This window comes from Streptomyces sp. NPDC059989, assembly GCF_042736975.1.
In the GTDB taxonomy this organism is placed as follows: Bacteria; Actinomycetota; Actinomycetes; order Streptomycetales; family Streptomycetaceae; genus Streptomyces.
In genome coordinates this window covers 1-14,613 of the sequence record NZ_JBHWUO010000023.1, presented here as the reverse complement: position 1 = coordinate 14,613, position 14,613 = coordinate 1, and the positions used below count along the sequence as shown (strand labels likewise).

At 69.0% G+C, this 14,613-nt stretch carries 12 protein-coding genes; 3 read left to right on the top strand and 9 right to left on the bottom strand.

Going from position 1 to position 14,613, the window contains the following annotated elements; genetic code table 11:
• Nucleotides 1-127: 127 nt before the first annotated feature.
• A complete protein-coding gene (dop, locus tag ACFWBN_RS21335; protein ID WP_385178463.1) occupies nucleotides 128-1,639 on the bottom strand; it encodes a depupylase/deamidase Dop in 1,512 nt (503 codons plus the stop codon).
• Between the two features lie 267 nt (nucleotides 1,640-1,906).
• Nucleotides 1,907-3,673 (bottom strand): proteasome ATPase, encoded by a 1,767-nt coding sequence (gene arc, locus ACFWBN_RS21330; RefSeq protein WP_385178462.1) that lies wholly within the window; start codon nucleotides 3,671-3,673, stop codon nucleotides 1,907-1,909.
• Nucleotides 3,674-3,937: 264 nt separating this feature from the next.
• Between arc and ACFWBN_RS21325 the strand changes: the two genes are divergently transcribed.
• Entirely contained in the window at nucleotides 3,938-4,258 is a 321-nt protein-coding gene (locus ACFWBN_RS21325) for a ferredoxin (RefSeq protein ID WP_385178461.1), read from the top strand.
• Between the two features lie 4 nt (nucleotides 4,259-4,262).
• On the opposite strand, the gene ACFWBN_RS21320 is transcribed toward ACFWBN_RS21325, so the two are convergent.
• From ACFWBN_RS21320 to ACFWBN_RS21310, 3 genes are all read right to left on the bottom strand, one after another.
• Nucleotides 4,263-4,862: a hypothetical protein gene (locus ACFWBN_RS21320; RefSeq protein ID WP_385178460.1), complete on the bottom strand. Its 600-nt coding sequence runs from the start codon at nucleotides 4,860-4,862 to the stop codon at nucleotides 4,263-4,265.
• 200 nt (nucleotides 4,863-5,062) lie between these two features.
• The gene (locus tag ACFWBN_RS21315) at nucleotides 5,063-5,959 is read right to left on the bottom strand and encodes a tRNA (adenine-N1)-methyltransferase (protein ID WP_385178459.1); all 897 of its coding nucleotides are present in this window, start codon (nucleotides 5,957-5,959) and stop codon (nucleotides 5,063-5,065) included.
• 18 nt (nucleotides 5,960-5,977) lie between these two features.
• On the bottom strand, nucleotides 5,978-7,423 hold the full coding sequence (locus ACFWBN_RS21310; protein WP_385178458.1) for a site-2 protease family protein: 1,446 nt from the start codon (nucleotides 7,421-7,423) through the stop codon (nucleotides 5,978-5,980).
• Here ACFWBN_RS21310 and ACFWBN_RS21305 point away from each other — a divergent pair.
• Nucleotides 7,332-8,216, top strand: a complete 885-nt coding sequence (locus ACFWBN_RS21305; protein WP_385178457.1) for a RecB family exonuclease — start codon at nucleotides 7,332-7,334, stop codon at nucleotides 8,214-8,216. The genes ACFWBN_RS21310 and ACFWBN_RS21305 overlap by 92 nt on opposite strands.
• Nucleotides 8,217-8,280: 64 nt before the next feature.
• A complete protein-coding gene (locus tag ACFWBN_RS21300; RefSeq protein WP_385178456.1) occupies nucleotides 8,281-8,952 on the top strand; it encodes a response regulator in 672 nt (223 codons plus the stop codon).
• A gap of 75 nt (nucleotides 8,953-9,027) precedes the next feature.
• Here ACFWBN_RS21300 and ACFWBN_RS21295 read toward each other — a convergent pair whose 3' ends face one another.
• The 4 genes from ACFWBN_RS21295 to ACFWBN_RS21280 all read right to left on the bottom strand — a co-directional run.
• On the bottom strand, nucleotides 9,028-10,611 hold the full coding sequence (locus ACFWBN_RS21295; RefSeq protein WP_385178455.1) for an ABC transporter substrate-binding protein: 1,584 nt from the start codon (nucleotides 10,609-10,611) through the stop codon (nucleotides 9,028-9,030).
• Between the two features lie 71 nt (nucleotides 10,612-10,682).
• Complete coding sequence (locus ACFWBN_RS21290) at nucleotides 10,683-12,287, bottom strand: ABC transporter substrate-binding protein (protein WP_385178454.1); 1,605 nt, start codon at nucleotides 12,285-12,287, stop codon at nucleotides 10,683-10,685.
• 480 nt (nucleotides 12,288-12,767) lie between these two features.
• Nucleotides 12,768-13,469 (bottom strand): HAD family hydrolase, encoded by a 702-nt coding sequence (locus tag ACFWBN_RS21285; RefSeq protein ID WP_385178453.1) that lies wholly within the window; start codon nucleotides 13,467-13,469, stop codon nucleotides 12,768-12,770.
• Nucleotides 13,470-13,581: 112 nt separating this feature from the next.
• The coding region (locus tag ACFWBN_RS21280) for a vitamin B12 dependent-methionine synthase activation domain-containing protein (RefSeq protein ID WP_385178452.1) at nucleotides 13,582-14,613 on the bottom strand (1,032 nt) is incomplete at its 5' end.

Below are 14,613 nucleotides of genomic sequence, written 5' to 3'. Positions count from 1 at the left end.
TCAAGATCAGACCCTACGTCGGACCCTACAAGCAGGGTCCGACATTCGTCCCCGCACTCGTTCAAAAGATCCGGCATAACGTCCGGCTGATTTCATGATTCCCGGACCGGAGGCCTTTCAGGCCCCTTCACTGCCCCGAAAGCACCCGCACCAGATCCTCCGCCGTGCGGCAGCGGTCCAGGAGCTCCTTGACGTGGTTCCGGGTCCCCCGCAGGGGTTCCAGGGTCGGGACCCGCTGGAGGGAGTCGCGGCCCGGGAGGTCGAAGATCACCGAGTCCCAGGAGGCCGCGGCGACGTCGTCCGCGTACTGCTCCAGGCAGCGGCCCCGGAAGTACGCCCGGGTGTCCTCCGGCGGCTTGCTCGCCGCCCGCTCCACCGCCGGCTCCTCCACCAGCCGCTTCATCTTGCCGCGGGCCACCAGGCGGTTGTACAGGCCCTTCTCGGGCCGTACGTCCGAGTACTGGAGGTCCACCAGGTGCAGCCGCGCCGCGTCCCAGCCCAGCCCGTCCCGGCGGCGGTAGCCCTCCAGGATCTCCCGCTTCGCGATCCAGTCCAGCTCCCCCGACAGGCTCATCGGGTCGCTCTCCAGCCGGCCCAGCACGTCCTCCCAGCGGGCCAGCACGTCCTTGGTCTGCTCGTCCGCGTCGGAGCCGAAACGCTCCTCCACGTACTTCCTGGCCAGCTCGAAGTACTCCATCTGGAGTTGTACGGCCGTCAGGGTGCGCCCGCTGCGCAGCGTGATCAGGTGCTTGAGGTCCGGGTCGTGGGAGACCTGGTGGAGGGTGCGTACGGGCTGGTCGACGGCCAGGTCCGAGGTGATGAACTGGTCCTCGATCATGCCGAGGACCAGCGCCGTCGTGCCGAGCTTGAGATAGGTGGAGATCTCGGACAGGTTCGCGTCGCCGATGATCACGTGCAGGCGGCGGTACTTCTCCGCGTCCGAGTGCGGCTCGTCCCGGGTGTTGATGATGGGCCGCTTCAGGGTGGTCTCCAGGCCGACCTCGACCTCGAAGTAGTCCGCGCGCTGGCTGATCTGGAAGCCGTGCTCGCGGCCGTCCTGGCCGATGCCCACGCGCCCCGCGCCGGTCACGACCTGGCGGGAGACGAAGAAGGGGGTCAGGTGGCGCACGATCTCCGAGAAGGGGGTCTCCCGCTTCATCAGGTAGTTCTCGTGCGTGCCGTAGGAGGCGCCCTTGTTGTCGGTGTTGTTCTTGTAGAGGTGGATCGGCTGGGCGCCGGGGAGCTGGGCCGCCCTGACGGCCGCCTCGGCCATGATCCGCTCGCCGGCCTTGTCCCAGAGCACGGCGTCGAGCGGGTTGGTGATCTCCGGCGAGCTGTACTCGGGGTGCGCGTGGTCGACGTAGAGCCGTGCGCCGTTCGTGAGGATGACGTTGGCGAGGCCGATGTCCTCGTCGGTCAGCTGGCTGTTGTCGGCGGCCTCGCGGGCGAGGTCGAAGCCGCGGGCGTCCCGCAGCGGATTCTCTTCCTCGAAGTCCCAGCGGGCGCGTCGCGCCCGGTGCATCGCCGCCGCGTAGGCGTTGACGATCTGGGACGAGGTGAGCATGGCATTGGCGTTCGGGTGCCCCGGGACGGAGATCCCGTACTCCGTCTCGATCCCCATTACTCGCCGTACGGTCATGCGGCCCTCCTTGCCCGGCGGCGCTCCCCTGCGGGAGCGGCGCTCAAGTACCGCTGGTGCTCCGGTGCGCGTGCCTGTGCCTGTTCCTGTGCGGTGCCCGTCCCCGCACTGCGCGTCCGGCGGCGGTACGGAAGAGCCTAGAACCACTTCGCGCTCGTGGGGAGATCATTTCCGTCATTGAATTCGCCTCGTCACCGGCTGAAAAGCGGCCGGTAAAGCAGTCGGCTGCGGATGCCCCGGGAGGGCATCCGCAGCCGCTCCGCTTCGTCAGAGGTACTGACCGGTGTTTGCCACCGTGTCGATGGAGCGTCCGGTGTCCGCGCCTTGCTTTCCGGTGACGAGGGTGCGGATGAATACGATCCGCTCGCCCTTCTTACCGGAGATTCGGGCCCAGTCGTCCGGGTTGGTGGTGTTGGGCAGGTCCTCGTTCTCCTTGAACTCGTCCACGCACGCCTGGAGGAGGTGGGAGACCCGGAGGCCCTTCTGGTTGTGCTCGAGGAAGGCCTTGATCGCCATCTTCTTCGCACGGTCCACGATGTTCTGGATCATCGCGCCCGAGTTGAAGTCCTTGAAGTAGAGGACTTCCTTGTCGCCGTTGGCGTACGTGACCTCGAGGAAGCGGTTCTCCTCGGTTTCGGCGTACATCTGCTCGACGACGGTCTGGATCATGCTGTGGACGGTGCCGGGCCGCGAGTCCTGGTGTTCGGACAGGTCGTCCGTGTGCAGGGGCAGCGAGGCCTTGAGGTACTTCGCGAAGATGTCCTTCGCGGCCTCCGCGTCCGGGCGCTCGATCTTGATCTTCACGTCGAGCCGGCCGGGGCGCAGGATGGCCGGGTCGATCATGTCCTCGCGGTTGGAGGCGCCGATGACGATGACGTTCTCCAGGCCCTCCACGCCGTCGATCTCGGCGAGCAGCTGGGGGACGATGGTGTTCTCCACGTCCGAGCTGACGCCGGATCCGCGGGTGCGGAAGAGGGACTCCATCTCGTCGAAGAAGACGATGACGGGGGTGCCCTCGCTCGCCTTCTCGCGGGCACGCTGGAAGACGAGGCGGATGTGCCGCTCGGTCTCGCCGACGTACTTGTTGAGGAGCTCGGGGCCCTTGATGTTCAGGAAGTACGACTTCCCCGCCGCCTGTCCGGTCACCTCGGCGACCTTCTTGGCAAGGGAGTTGGCGACGGCCTTGGCGATGAGCGTCTTGCCGCAGCCGGGCGGGCCGTAGAGCAGGATGCCCTTCGGGGGCCGCAGTTCGTGTTCCTTGAACAGGTCGGGGTAGAGGTACGGGAGCTCGACCGCGTCGCGGATCAGCTCGATCTGGTCGCCCAGGCCGCCGATCTTGTCGTAGTCGATGTCCGGGACCTCTTCGAGGACCAGGTCCTCGACCTCGCTCTTGGGGACGACCTCGTAGACGTAGCCGGAGCGGGGTTCGAGCAGCAGGGCGTCGCCGGGGCGGATGGTGATGTCCAGGAGCGGCTCGGCGAGCCTCACCACCCTTTCCTCGTCGGTGTGCCCGACCACCAGGGCGCGCTCGCCGTCCTCGAGGATCTCCTTGAGGGTGACGATGTCCCCGGCCCGCTCGAATTCCATGGCCTCGACCACGTTGAGGGCCTCGTTGAGCATGACCTCCTGGCCGCGCCGGAGGTTTTCCGGTTCGACGCTGGGGCTCACGTTCACGCGGAGCTTTCGGCCTCCGGTGAAGATGTCGACGGTGCCGTCCTCGTTCGCCTGAAGGAAGACACCGAAGCCTGCCGGCGGCTGTGCGAGCCGGTCGACTTCTTCCTTGAGGGCCACGATCTGGTCGCGGGCCTCACGGAGGGTATTCGCGAGTCGTTCGTTCTGCGCGGAGACGCCTGCCAGATTTGTCTGGAGCTCGACGATCCGCTCTTCGAGAATCCTCGTGTGTCGCGGAGAGTCGGCGAGCTTACGTCGCAGGACGGCGATTTCCTGCTCGAGATAGGCAACCTGGCCGGCGGGGTCCTCAGACCCTCGCCCGGGCCGGATGCCGCGGTTGATGTCGTCGTCGTGGGCTGCCACGGTCCTCACCTCCTCCAAGGGGAGCTGGACGCTTCCTGACCCTACCTGGGCTGGTGGTGATTGAAACCCCTAGATCACAAAGACGGTAGAGGTGTGTCCGATCTTCACCCTTGCGTACTCCCTCACGCCAAGGAAATACCCACCCATCAACATCGGAAAGCGGCCGGTTGTAAGGTCGAACTGTTCAACACCCGCCAGGGCTCGTGCGACTTGCTTCGAGTTGTGACCGGGATGGATCACTCAGAGCAGGGAACGGCAGGAGATATGACCGTGCAGCAGGAGGCTCCCACAGCCGGCGTGAGCGGCGCCGGAGAGCCGCTCGAGGTCTGGATCGACCAGGACCTCTGCACCGGCGACGGCATCTGCGCGCAGTACGCGCCGGAGGTGTTCGAGCTGGACATCGATGGTCTGGCGTACGTGAAGGGCGCCGAGGACGAGCTCCTCCAGGCGGCGGGGGCGACCACTCCGGTTCCGCTGCCGCTGCTCCAGGACGTGGTCGATTCGGCGAAGGAATGCCCGGGCGACTGCATCCACGTAAGGCGCGTTTCGGACGGGGTCGAGGTGTACGGCCCGGACGCGGAGTGACGGTTCAAACACTTGCGGCGGTCGAGTCCGTCAGCTCCTGGCGGAATTTTCCGCCGGTCCAGCGCCACTTGGCGAACTGCTTCACATCGGGTTCGTAGCGCGGGACCTCCGGCGAGGAGTAGCCGAGGAGGCGGGCGGTGACGACTCCGTCGCGCACCGTGAGATCGGTGGCGGTCTGCCGTCGGGCGGCTTCGAGCAGGGTGGCGACGACGCGGGGGGCGGAGCCCTCGGCCCGGTCCTGGGCGAGTACGTAGATCGCGTGGGGCGGGGTGCCGGAGCCGGCGTCGCAGCGGACGGTGGCCACGGTCTCGGGGCGGCCGTCGCCGTCGAGGTCGCCCTGGGCGGTGGCGGTGACGGTCTGCGGGGCGCCCTTGCAGTCGAGGGGGTAGGTGACCGCGGCGGCGTCGGGAGCGGTGGCCTGGGGGCCGTTCGTGCCGGTGGGGTCCGCCGGGGCCGCGGTGGTGCCGGCGGCCGGCTGGACGAGTCCCGCGGCGGCTATGACGGCGGCCATGGCGGTGGCCGTGGCGAGCCAGTGCACGGTCCTGGTGCGGTTGTGCGCCAGGGTTTCCAGTGTCGGCGTCAGCTCGGCGGGGCTGTGCAGCACGCGGGGTGTCTCCTGTGCGAAGGGTGACGGGGAGCCAGCATCGTGCCACACCTCACACGGAGGTGGAACGGCCGGGTCCGGAGCCGGTGGTCCACTCTCTGGTGTGCACTGTCCGTGACAACGAAAAGGCGCTGTGGCGCAGTTCCCGTGTTGCTCGGGGAACTGCGCCACAGCGCCTTCGTGTTGGGCTGCCGGGGAGGTTAGGCGGACCGGTCGCTGCCGGGGCCGTCGTAGTCCTCGCCGTAGGCGCCCTTGGCGGGGCGGCGGCGGCGCATCGGGGGCTCGACGCCGTCGGCGAGGCGGCGGGCGGTGACGAGGAAGCCGGTGTGTCCGATCATCCGGTGGTCCGGGCGGACGGCGAGGCCTTCGACGTGCCAGTTGCGGATCATCGATTCCCACGGCTGCGGCTCGGCGAAGCAGCCGATCTCGCGGATGGACTCGACGGTCTTGGACAGCTGGGTGGTGGTGGCCACGTAGCAGCAGAGGATGCCGCCGGGGACCAGCGCCTTGGAGACGGCGTCCAGGCACTCCCAGGGGGCGAGCATGTCGAGGATGACGCGGTCGACGTCGGTGTCGGACAGGTTGTCCTGGAGGTCGCCCACGGTCAGCTGCCACGCGGGGTGCGGGCCGCCGAAGTAGCGCTCGACGTTGGCGGTGGCGATCTCGGCGAAGTCCGCGCGGCGCTCGTAGCTGTGGAGCATGCCCTGGTCGCCGATGGCGCGCAGCAGGAAGCTGCTCAGGGAGCCGGAGCCCACACCTGCCTCCACGACGCGGGCGCCGGGGAAGATGTCGGCGAAGGCCAGGATCTGGCCTGCGTCCTTGGGGTAGACCACGGCGGCACCGCGGGGCATGGACAGGACATAGTCGGGGAGCAGGGGGCGCAGCGCGAGGTACGCGACGTTGCCCGTGGTGCGGACAACACTGCCCTCGGGAGCACCGATCAGCTCGTCGTGCGGGAAGGAACCCTTGTGGGTGTGGAAATTCTTCCCGGCTTCGAGCGTGAACGTGTAGTGGCGGCCCTTGGGGTCGGTGAGCTGAACCTGGTCCCCGACCTCGAAGGGCCCGCGTCGGCGGGCGGCACCGGTCGGTTCGGACATGTGACCAGTGTATTGGCTTCAGGACCGGGGCCGCGCCATGGCCTTCACGAAGGCCCTTTCGACGTCGGCGGTGGAGAGGACTCCGTAGATCTCGCCGGTGGGTTCGAGGACGAGGTACTCGGTGGCGGGGGTGGTGCGGAGGTGGTCGAGGAGTTCCTCGCCGGTGAGGTCCGCGGAAACCTTCATGCCGTCGGTGAGGTCCTGGGCGACGGTGCTGACGGCGACCCAGGGGCGGCGGTGTTCGGGGACGCCGACGATGGCGGCTTCGCGGACGACGGCGGTGGGGTCTCCGTGGCCGTCGACGACGACGAGGGCGCGGGCGCCGGCTTCGGTGGCGCGGCGCAGCGCCTCGGAGAGGGGGGTGGCGTTCTCGACGGGGATGGCGCGCCGGGTGAGGGCGCGGGCCTTGAGTTCGGGGAGGTGTTCGCGCAGGCGGGCCATGCGGAGGCTGTTGCCGGCTCCGGTCCAGATGATGGCGGCGAGGATGGCGGCGAGCAGGGCGTCCATGACGGTGTCGAAGCCGCCGATCTCGGCGCTGCGGTTGCCGAGGACTCCGGTGTGGGTGAGCAGGGGCAGGCCGAGGAGGACGGCGACGGCGAGGCCGCGGCCGATCCAGGCGGCGGCGACGGTGCCGGTCATGGGCTTGCCGGTGATGCCCCAGATGACGGCGCGGAGCATCCGGCCGCCGTCGAGGGGGAGGCCGGGCAGCAGGTTGAAGGCGGCGACGAGCAGGTTGGAGATCATCAGGCCGGCGAGGAGGACGCCGGGGACGGTGGCGGGGTCGACGGCCTTCATGCCGAGGTAGAAGGCTCCGGCGAGCAGGAGGGAGAGCAGGGGGCCGACGAAGGCGAGGACGAATTCGCGGCCGGGGGTCTCGGACTCCTTCTCGATCTCGGAGACTCCGCCGAAGAACTGGAGCTGGATGCGGCGCACGGGGAGTTTGAAGCGGAGGGCGGCGACGGTGTGCGCGAGCTCGTGGACGAGGACGGAGGCGTAGAAGGCGACGGCGAAGAAGAGGGAGACGAGGTAGCGGGCCGGGCCGAGGTCCGGCAGGACGCGGTCGAGCTGGTCGCCGAAGACCCAGGTGATGAGGGCGGCGACGAGGAACCAGCTGGGCGAGACGTAGACGGGCACGCCGAAGGGGCGGCCCATGAGGAGTCCGCCGCCCGGTCCGGAGCGCCGGCCTGGGCGCTCGCCGGTTTCGTCGGTGTCTGCCACGGCTGTCCTTCGTTCGGTGCTGCTTGGTCCGGTGTGTTCCGGTGTGGTTCGTGGGGTGCTGTCGCGGGTTGTGATGCTTCGATCATGCAGTGCGAGGGGGCTCGGAGTCGATGGTATGCGCGTGCTGTCGGTGGCGGGTCGTAGGGTTTTGTGCATGACGACGAGCTCCGGTGACGGTCCGGCCGATGTGGCGCCCAGTGCTGCGCGGCCCTCTTCGCTCTCCCCTTCGCGGGCGAGCGATTTCATGCAGTGCCCGCTGCTGTACCGGTTCCGGGTGATCGACAAGCTGCCGGAGAAGCCCAGTGCGGCGGCCACGCGCGGGACGCTGGTGCATGCCGTGCTGGAGCGGCTCTTCGACCATCCCGCGCCGGAGCGGACGGCTCCGCGGGCGAAGGCGCTGATCCCGGGGCAGTGGGACCGGCTGCTGGAGGCGAGGCCGGAGCTGACGGAGCTGTTCCCGGAGGGGGACGAGGGGGCGGAGCTGGCGCGGTGGCTGACGGAGGCCGAGGCGCTGGTGGAGCGCTGGTTCACGCTGGAGGACCCGACGCGGCTGGAGCCGGTGGAGCGGGAGTTCTTCGTGGAGACGGAGCTGGAGTCGGGGCTGCGGCTGCGCGGGATCATCGACCGGGTGGATGTCGCGCCGACCGGTGAGGTGCGGATCGTCGACTACAAGACGGGCAAGGCGCCGCGGCCGGAGTATGCCGAGGGCGCGCTGTTCCAGATGAAGTTCTACGCGCTGGTGGTGTGGCGGCTGAAGCAGGTGGTGCCGCGGCGGCTACAGCTGGTGTACCTGGGCAGTGGGGACGTGTTGACGTACGACCCGGTGATCGCGGATCTGGAGCGGGTGGAGCGCAAGCTGCTGGCCCTGTGGGAGGCGATCCGGGAGGCGACGGAGACGGGCGAGTGGCGGCCGCGGCCGACGAAGCTGTGCGGCTGGTGTGACCATCAGGCGGTGTGTCCGGAGTTCGGCGGGACTCCCCCGCCCTATCCGCTGGTCGTCGTTCCGCGTTCGGAGGCGGTGAGCCCGGCGGATTCATGATCGGCCGGTCAGGGCAGAATGGGCGGCGTCCGCCGAAGCCGTCCGACGAATAGAGGTAGACCCCGTGGCGATCCGCGTCCTGCTGGTCGACGACCAGCCACTGCTGCGCACGGGCTTCCGGATGATCCTGGAGGCCGAACAGGACCTGGCGGTGGTCGGGGAGGCCGGGGACGGGCTTCAGGCGCTGGACCAGGTGCGGGCGCTGCAGCCCGACGTGGTGCTGATGGACATCCGGATGCCGCGGATGGACGGGGTGGAGGCCACCCGGCAGATCACGGGTCCGGGGCGGGACGGCCCGGCGAAGGTGCTGGTGCTGACCACGTTCGATCTGGACGAGTACGTGGTGGAGGCGCTGCGCGCGGGGGCGAGCGGGTTCCTGCTGAAGGACGCGCCGGCCAATGAGCTGGTGCAGGCGATCCGGGTGGTGGCGGCGGGCGAGGCGATGCTCGCGCCGAGCATCACGCGGCGGCTCCTGGACAAGTACGCGGGGCACCTGCCGTCGGGTGAGGACACGGTCCCGGACACGCTGGGGACGCTGACCGAGCGGGAGGTCGAGGTGCTGAAGCTGGTGGCGCGCGGCCTGTCGAACGCGGAGATCGCGGCGGATCTGTTCGTGAGCGAGACGACGGTGAAGACGCATGTGGGACACGTGCTGACGAAGCTGGGCCTGCGCGACCGCGTGCAGGCGGCGGTGTACGCGTACGAGAGCGGCCTGGTGCGCCCGGGCGCCCAGTAGCGGGTCCTGCGCCTACGGCAAGGGGCCGGGCGGCCGCGTGGTGCGGCTGCCCGGCCCCTTGCCGTAGGCGGTGGTTCAGCTCTTGCTGATCTCCCAGAAGCGGAAGACGGTGGAGGCGTCCAGGGACCACTGGAGGCCGGTCACGTTCTGGCGGGTGACGGCGTACTGCTTGCCCTGCCAGAGCGGGAGGATCGGGAGCTCGTCGGCGACGATGTCCTGGAGCCGGGTGTAGTCCGGGGTGGTCGCGGTGCGGTCGGACTTCGCGGAGGTCGACGGGATGATGCTCCCGCTGATCTCCTTGTTGTCGTAGTTGTTGTGGAGCACGTTGTCCGGGCCGAAGAACGGCTGGGTGAAGTTGTCGGCGTCCGGGTAGTCCGGCACCCAGCCCTTCACGTAGACGCCGTACTTGCCGTCCTGGATGTCCTTCTCGTACTGCTCGTACTCGACGGACTTCATGTCGGCCTCGAAGAGGCCGCTGTCGTTGAGCTGCTTGGCGATGACCTCGAACTGCTGGTCGGTGGAGGGGCCGTAGCGGGACGGGGTGGAGTACAGGGTCAGCTTGATCTTGCCGTTGATGCCGGCGGCCTTGAGGACGGCCTTGGCCTTCTCGGGCTGCGGGCTGCCGCCGTAGCGCTCGAAGAACGGGGTGGTGTGTCCGGCGATGCCGGCCGGGACGATCGAGTAGAGCGGGGAGGCGGTGCCGGCGTACACGTCCCTGACGAGCGCTTCGCGGTCGACGAGGTAGGCGATGGCCTTGCGGACGGGGAGCTTGCCGACGACCGGGTCGTTGACGTTGAAGACGAGGTGCTCGACCTCGGCGCCGGTGCCCTGGACGACGTCGACCTTGTTGTCGCCGGTCTTGGCGGCGGCGAGGCCGGCGATGTCCTTGGCGGCGAGGCCGCGGAAGGCGAAGTCGACGTCGCCGCTCTCCAGGACCGTCTTGAGGCCGGCCTGGTCGCCGTTGAAGAACTTCAGCGTGACGCCGTTGTTCTTGGCCTTGGCCTTGCCGCTGTAGGAGTCGTTGACGGAGAAGGTGGCGCTCTTCTCGTTGAACGAGTCCAGCTTGTAGACGCCGGAGCCGACGGCCTTGTTGTCCGTGCGGAGCTTGTCGGCCGGGTACTCGCTGTGGTCGACGATGGCGCCCGCGCCCGAAGCGATCTTGCTGGGGAAGGTCGCGTCGGGCGTCTTGAGGCGGAAGACGACGGTCTTGTCGTCGGGGGCGTCGATGCCGGCGATCGACGAGAGCAGCACGGCGGGGCCGTTGTCGTCATTGATCTTCAGCGTGCGGTCGAAGGAGTGCTTGACGTCCTTCGAGGTGAGGGGGTGGCCGTTGCTGAACTTCAGGCCGGAGCGCAGGACGCACTTGAACACCTTGCTGTCGCCGCCCTGGAAATCGCAGGACTGCGCGGCGTCGGGCTCGGGCGTGGTGGCGCCCTTGGGGAAGCTCAGCAGCGACTGGAAGACGTTGTTGAAGAGCAGCCAGGAGCCGGGGTCGTAGCCGGAGGCGGGGTCGGTGGACTTCACCTTGTCGGATATCCCCATGACCACGCCCTTGCCGTTGCCGGCGTTGGAGCCATCGGTCGAGCCGCAACCGCTGAGCAGCGCGGCGGCGGTGGCTGCGCCGAGCGGGGCCGCCAGCCACTGGTTACGTCGTATCACGCGAACGTCCTTCACAGTCGAACTGTTTCGTTGCTCCGGCCTGCGACACCCGCCGCCGGTTGTTGCCGGTCTCAGCCGCTGACACCCCGGCCGAGTTCCCACAGCTGGAGGTCGGAGATGGCGTTGACCGACCACTCCACTCCGGTGAGCCCGTCGCGTGCGGCGACGTACTGCTTGCCCTGCCACAGGGGCAGGACGGGCACGTCCTCGGCGACGATGTCCTGCATTTCCGTGATCGCGGGGACGGCGACGTTGCGGTCGACGGCGCGCCGTGATTCGGGGATGAGCCGGGTGCGCACCGCGCTGTTGGCGTAGGGCGTGCCCAGGAAGTTGTCCTGCTCCAGGAACGGGGCGAGGAAGTTGTCGGCGTCCGGGAAGTCGGGGAACCAGCCGAGCCCGTAGGCGGCGTGGTCGCCCTTCTTCTGCGCGGGGCGGAAGTCGGCCCATTCGCTGCCCTGGACGGTGATGTCGAACAGCTGCGTGGAGTTCAGCTGGCTCTTGAGGGCCTCGAACTCGGCGGCCGTGCCGTCGCCGTAGTGGTCGGACGTGTAGTTCAGGGTGAGCTTGACCGGGGTCTTGATCCCGGCGTCCTTCAGCAGGCCGGCGGCCTTGGCGGTGTTGGCCTCGCCGTACTTGGTGAAGAAGGAGTTGGCGTGGCCGGGCACGGTGGTGGGGACCAGCGAGTAGAGCGGCTGCGCGGACTTGCCGTAGACCTTGGAGATGAGCGCGTTGCGGTCGACGGCGGCGGCGAGGGCCTGGCGTACGGCCTTCTCCTTGACGACCGGGGCCTCGGTGTTGAAGCCGAGGTAGTGGATCTCCAGGCCGGGCATCGGGAAGAGCTTGACGCCCTTGGGCGGCCGGGCGGAGAGCTCGGTGATCTGGGCGGGCGAGAGGGTGCGGGAGACCATGTCGATGGACCCGGCGGTCAGTGCCCTGCTCATGGCCGCGGAGTCGGCGTAGGTGCGCAGTTCGACCTTGTCGTTGCGGAGCTTGAGGTCGCCCTGGTAGTTCGGGTTCTTGCTGAAGACGGCGCGGACGAGCTGGTTGTCCTTGACCTCGGCCTTCATCGTGTACGGGCCGGAGCCGTCCACGGCGAAGCCCTCGCGGAGCTTCTTGGCGTCGTAGTTCTTGGCGCTGACGATGCCCGCGGCGGGGGTGGAGAGCTTGAACGGGAAGGTCGCGTCGGGGGTCTTCAGGTGGAAGACGACGGTGTCGGCGGACTTGACCTCGACGTTGTCGACGGTGGAGAGCAGCGAGGACGGGCCGTTCTCGTCCTTGATGGCGAGGACGCGGTCGATGGAGAACTTGACGTCCTTGGCGGTGAGCGGGTCGCCGCTCGCGAACTTCAGCCCGGGGCGCAGGGTGCAGCGGTAGCTCTCGTTGCCGGTGTCGGTGAAGCGGCAGTCGGAGGCCGCTTCGGGGACGGGCTGGCCGCCGCCGCGCGGGGTGTGCATCAGCGTCTGGACGGTCTGGCGCAGTACGTTCCAGGCTCCGGCATCGTAGGCGTGGGCCGGGTCGAACGGGGCGGGGGCGACATCGGCGGCCTCGAACCGGTCGGTGGTCCCGACGACGATCGCTCCGGATCCTGCTCCTCCGCCGCTCGCGCTGCCGCATGCGGCCAGCGTGGGGGTGAGCAGTCCGGCCGCGGCCGTCAGCACCATGGTCTTGCGGTTCATGCTGGAAGTACTCCCTGTAACCGGCACTTGCTCAAAGCGGCGTAAAGGGCACTTCGCGACGGTCGCCCGTTCAGGGCGGAACGATCGGGCCGGTGGTGTGACGATCGGTCCACGCGATCCCGGCACAGGGGTGTGCATCCGGGATGGCAGAGGTGCGGCGATGTGCCCGCGACGACACTAGTGGCCCGGGACGGGATGGCTGGAACTGGCCGGACTTGGGGCGTATTCGTACCGTGATGGGAGCGGACTGGCTGTCCATGTGGGGCTCTGCCCAGATTCGGTCAGGAGCTGATCAATCCGGACACAAGGGAAGCCGTGCGACCCCCGGGACAGGTCCGTCGGGGGTGTGGCGCGTGACCAAGGTCACCTGGGGCAACTGCCCCGGAGGGGATGGAATTTCAGCCTCCGGGGCCTGGCGCGGAAGATTCTTCCGCAGGACCTTGGTCCTGCCGGGATACGTTCGGTACGGAGCGTGTGCGTTCAGTTCATCGGAGTGATGAGCGAGCGCAGGAACGCCAGGTCCACGTCCTCCAGCGAGCGGACGACCGTACGGCCGGGTGCGGGCGCGATGACTCCGACGGAGGGGACGGCCACGACCCGGCAGCCGGCGGCCTCGGCGGCGGCGACACCGGTGGCGGTGTCCTCGATGACGGCGCAGCGCGAGGGGTGCGCGCCGAGGGTCCGGGCGGCGAGCAGGTAGGGGTCGGGGTGCGGCTTGGTGCGCACCACCTCGTCACCTGCGACGGTCATGGTGAAGCGGTCGCGGCCGAGGGTGAGCAGGATCTGGTCGATGACCCGGCGGTGGGAGGCGGAGACGAGGGCCGTGGGCACGTTGTGCCGGGCCAGCTCGCTCAGCAGCCGCTCGGCGCCGGGCATCAGCGGCACCCGGTCGGCGATGCGCGCCTCGAAGCGCTCGTTCAGCAGGACGCTGAGTTCGGCGAGGGTGATGTCGGCGCCGGTGGACTCGATCAGGAAGGCCGCGCTGCGGGTCATGGGGCCGCCGACGACGACGTCGCGCCAGGACTCGTCGAGCCGGTGGCCGAGCTCGTGGAAGATCTCCGCCTCGATCTCCCACCAGAAGCCCTCCGTGTCGACGAGGGTGCCGTCCATGTCCAGCAGCACCGCCTGGAGGGCCGAGCCGTCGGCCGTGCGGGCGACGGGAGCGGGAACGGTGCTCGTCATGCGTGCGCCTCTCAGAAGGGACGAGAAGGCCGGTCACCTCTTCCCTCGGGGCATGCCCCCGGGGAACAGGCGACCGGCCTGTATGGGACCGACAAGTGTACGTCGGTCTGCCTCAGCGTGCGTTGAAATACTTCGCTTCGGGGTGGTGAATCACGATGGCGTCGGTGGACTGCTCGGGGTGGAGCTGGAACTCCTCCGAGAGGTGGACGCCGATGCGCTCCGGCTGGAGGAGGTCGGCGATCTTCGCGCGGTCCTCCAGATCGGGGCAGGCACCGTAGCCGAGGGAGAAGCGGGCACCGCGGTACTTGAGGTCGAACATGTCCTCGACGGCGGCCGGGTCCTCGCCGCCGAAGCCGAGCTCGGCGCGCACGCGGGCGTGCCAGTACTCGGCCATGGCCTCGGCGAGCTGGACGGACAGGCCGTGCAGCTCCAGGTACTCGCGGTAGGAGTCGGACTCGAAGAGCTTGGCCGTGGCCTCGCCGATCTTCGAGCCGACGGTGACCACCTGGAGGCCGACCACGTCGGTCTCGCCGGACTCCTCCGGGCGGAAGAAGTCCGCGAGGCACAGGCGGCGGCCGCGGCGCTGGCGCGGGAAGGTGAAGCGGGTCCGCTCGTTGCCCTCCTCGTCGAGGATGATCAGGTCCTCGCCCTTGGACACGCAGGGGAAGTAGCCGTAGACGACGGCCGCCTCCAGGAGGTTCTCCGTGTGCAGCTTGTCCAGGAGGCCGCGCAGGCGCGGACGGCCCTCGCTCTCGACGAGCTCCTCGTACGTGGCCCCGCCGGCGCGGGCCTGCTTGAGGCCCCACTGGCCCTTGAAGAGGGCGCCCTCGTCGAGCCAGGAGGCGTAGTCCTTGAGCGGGATGCCCTTGACCACGCGGGTGCCCCAGAACGGCGGGGTGGGCACCGGGTTGTCGACGGCGACGTCGGAGCGGCCGCCCGGCTCCTCCGGCTCCTCGACCTGGAGGACCGGCGTGTCGCGCTTGGCGACGCGGCGCTGCTTGAGCTCGGGCAGGGTGGCGCCGGGGACGCCGCGCTTGACGGCGATGAGGGCGTCCATGAGGCGCAGGCCTTCGAAGGCGTCGCGGGCGTAGCGGACTTCGCCTTCGTAGATCTCGTGGAGGTCCTGTTCGACGTAGGCGCGGGT

Coding starts and splice junctions, on each gene's coding strand:
- ACFWBN_RS21290 (WP_385178454.1), bottom strand. CDS start 12,287: ATGAACCGCAAGACCATGGTGCTGACGGCCGCGGCCGGACTGCTCACC.
- ACFWBN_RS21325 (WP_385178461.1), top strand. CDS start 3,938: ATGACCGTGCAGCAGGAGGCTCCCACAGCCGGCGTGAGCGGCGCCGGA.
- ACFWBN_RS21305 (WP_385178457.1), top strand. CDS start 7,332: ATGACGACGAGCTCCGGTGACGGTCCGGCCGATGTGGCGCCCAGTGCT.
- ACFWBN_RS21310 (WP_385178458.1), bottom strand. CDS start 7,423: ATGAAATCGCTCGCCCGCGAAGGGGAGAGCGAAGAGGGCCGCGCAGCA.
- ACFWBN_RS21285 (WP_385178453.1), bottom strand. CDS start 13,469: ATGACGAGCACCGTTCCCGCTCCCGTCGCCCGCACGGCCGACGGCTCG.
- dop (WP_385178463.1), bottom strand. CDS start 1,639: ATGACCGTACGGCGAGTAATGGGGATCGAGACGGAGTACGGGATCTCC.
- ACFWBN_RS21315 (WP_385178459.1), bottom strand. CDS start 5,959: ATGTCCGAACCGACCGGTGCCGCCCGCCGACGCGGGCCCTTCGAGGTC.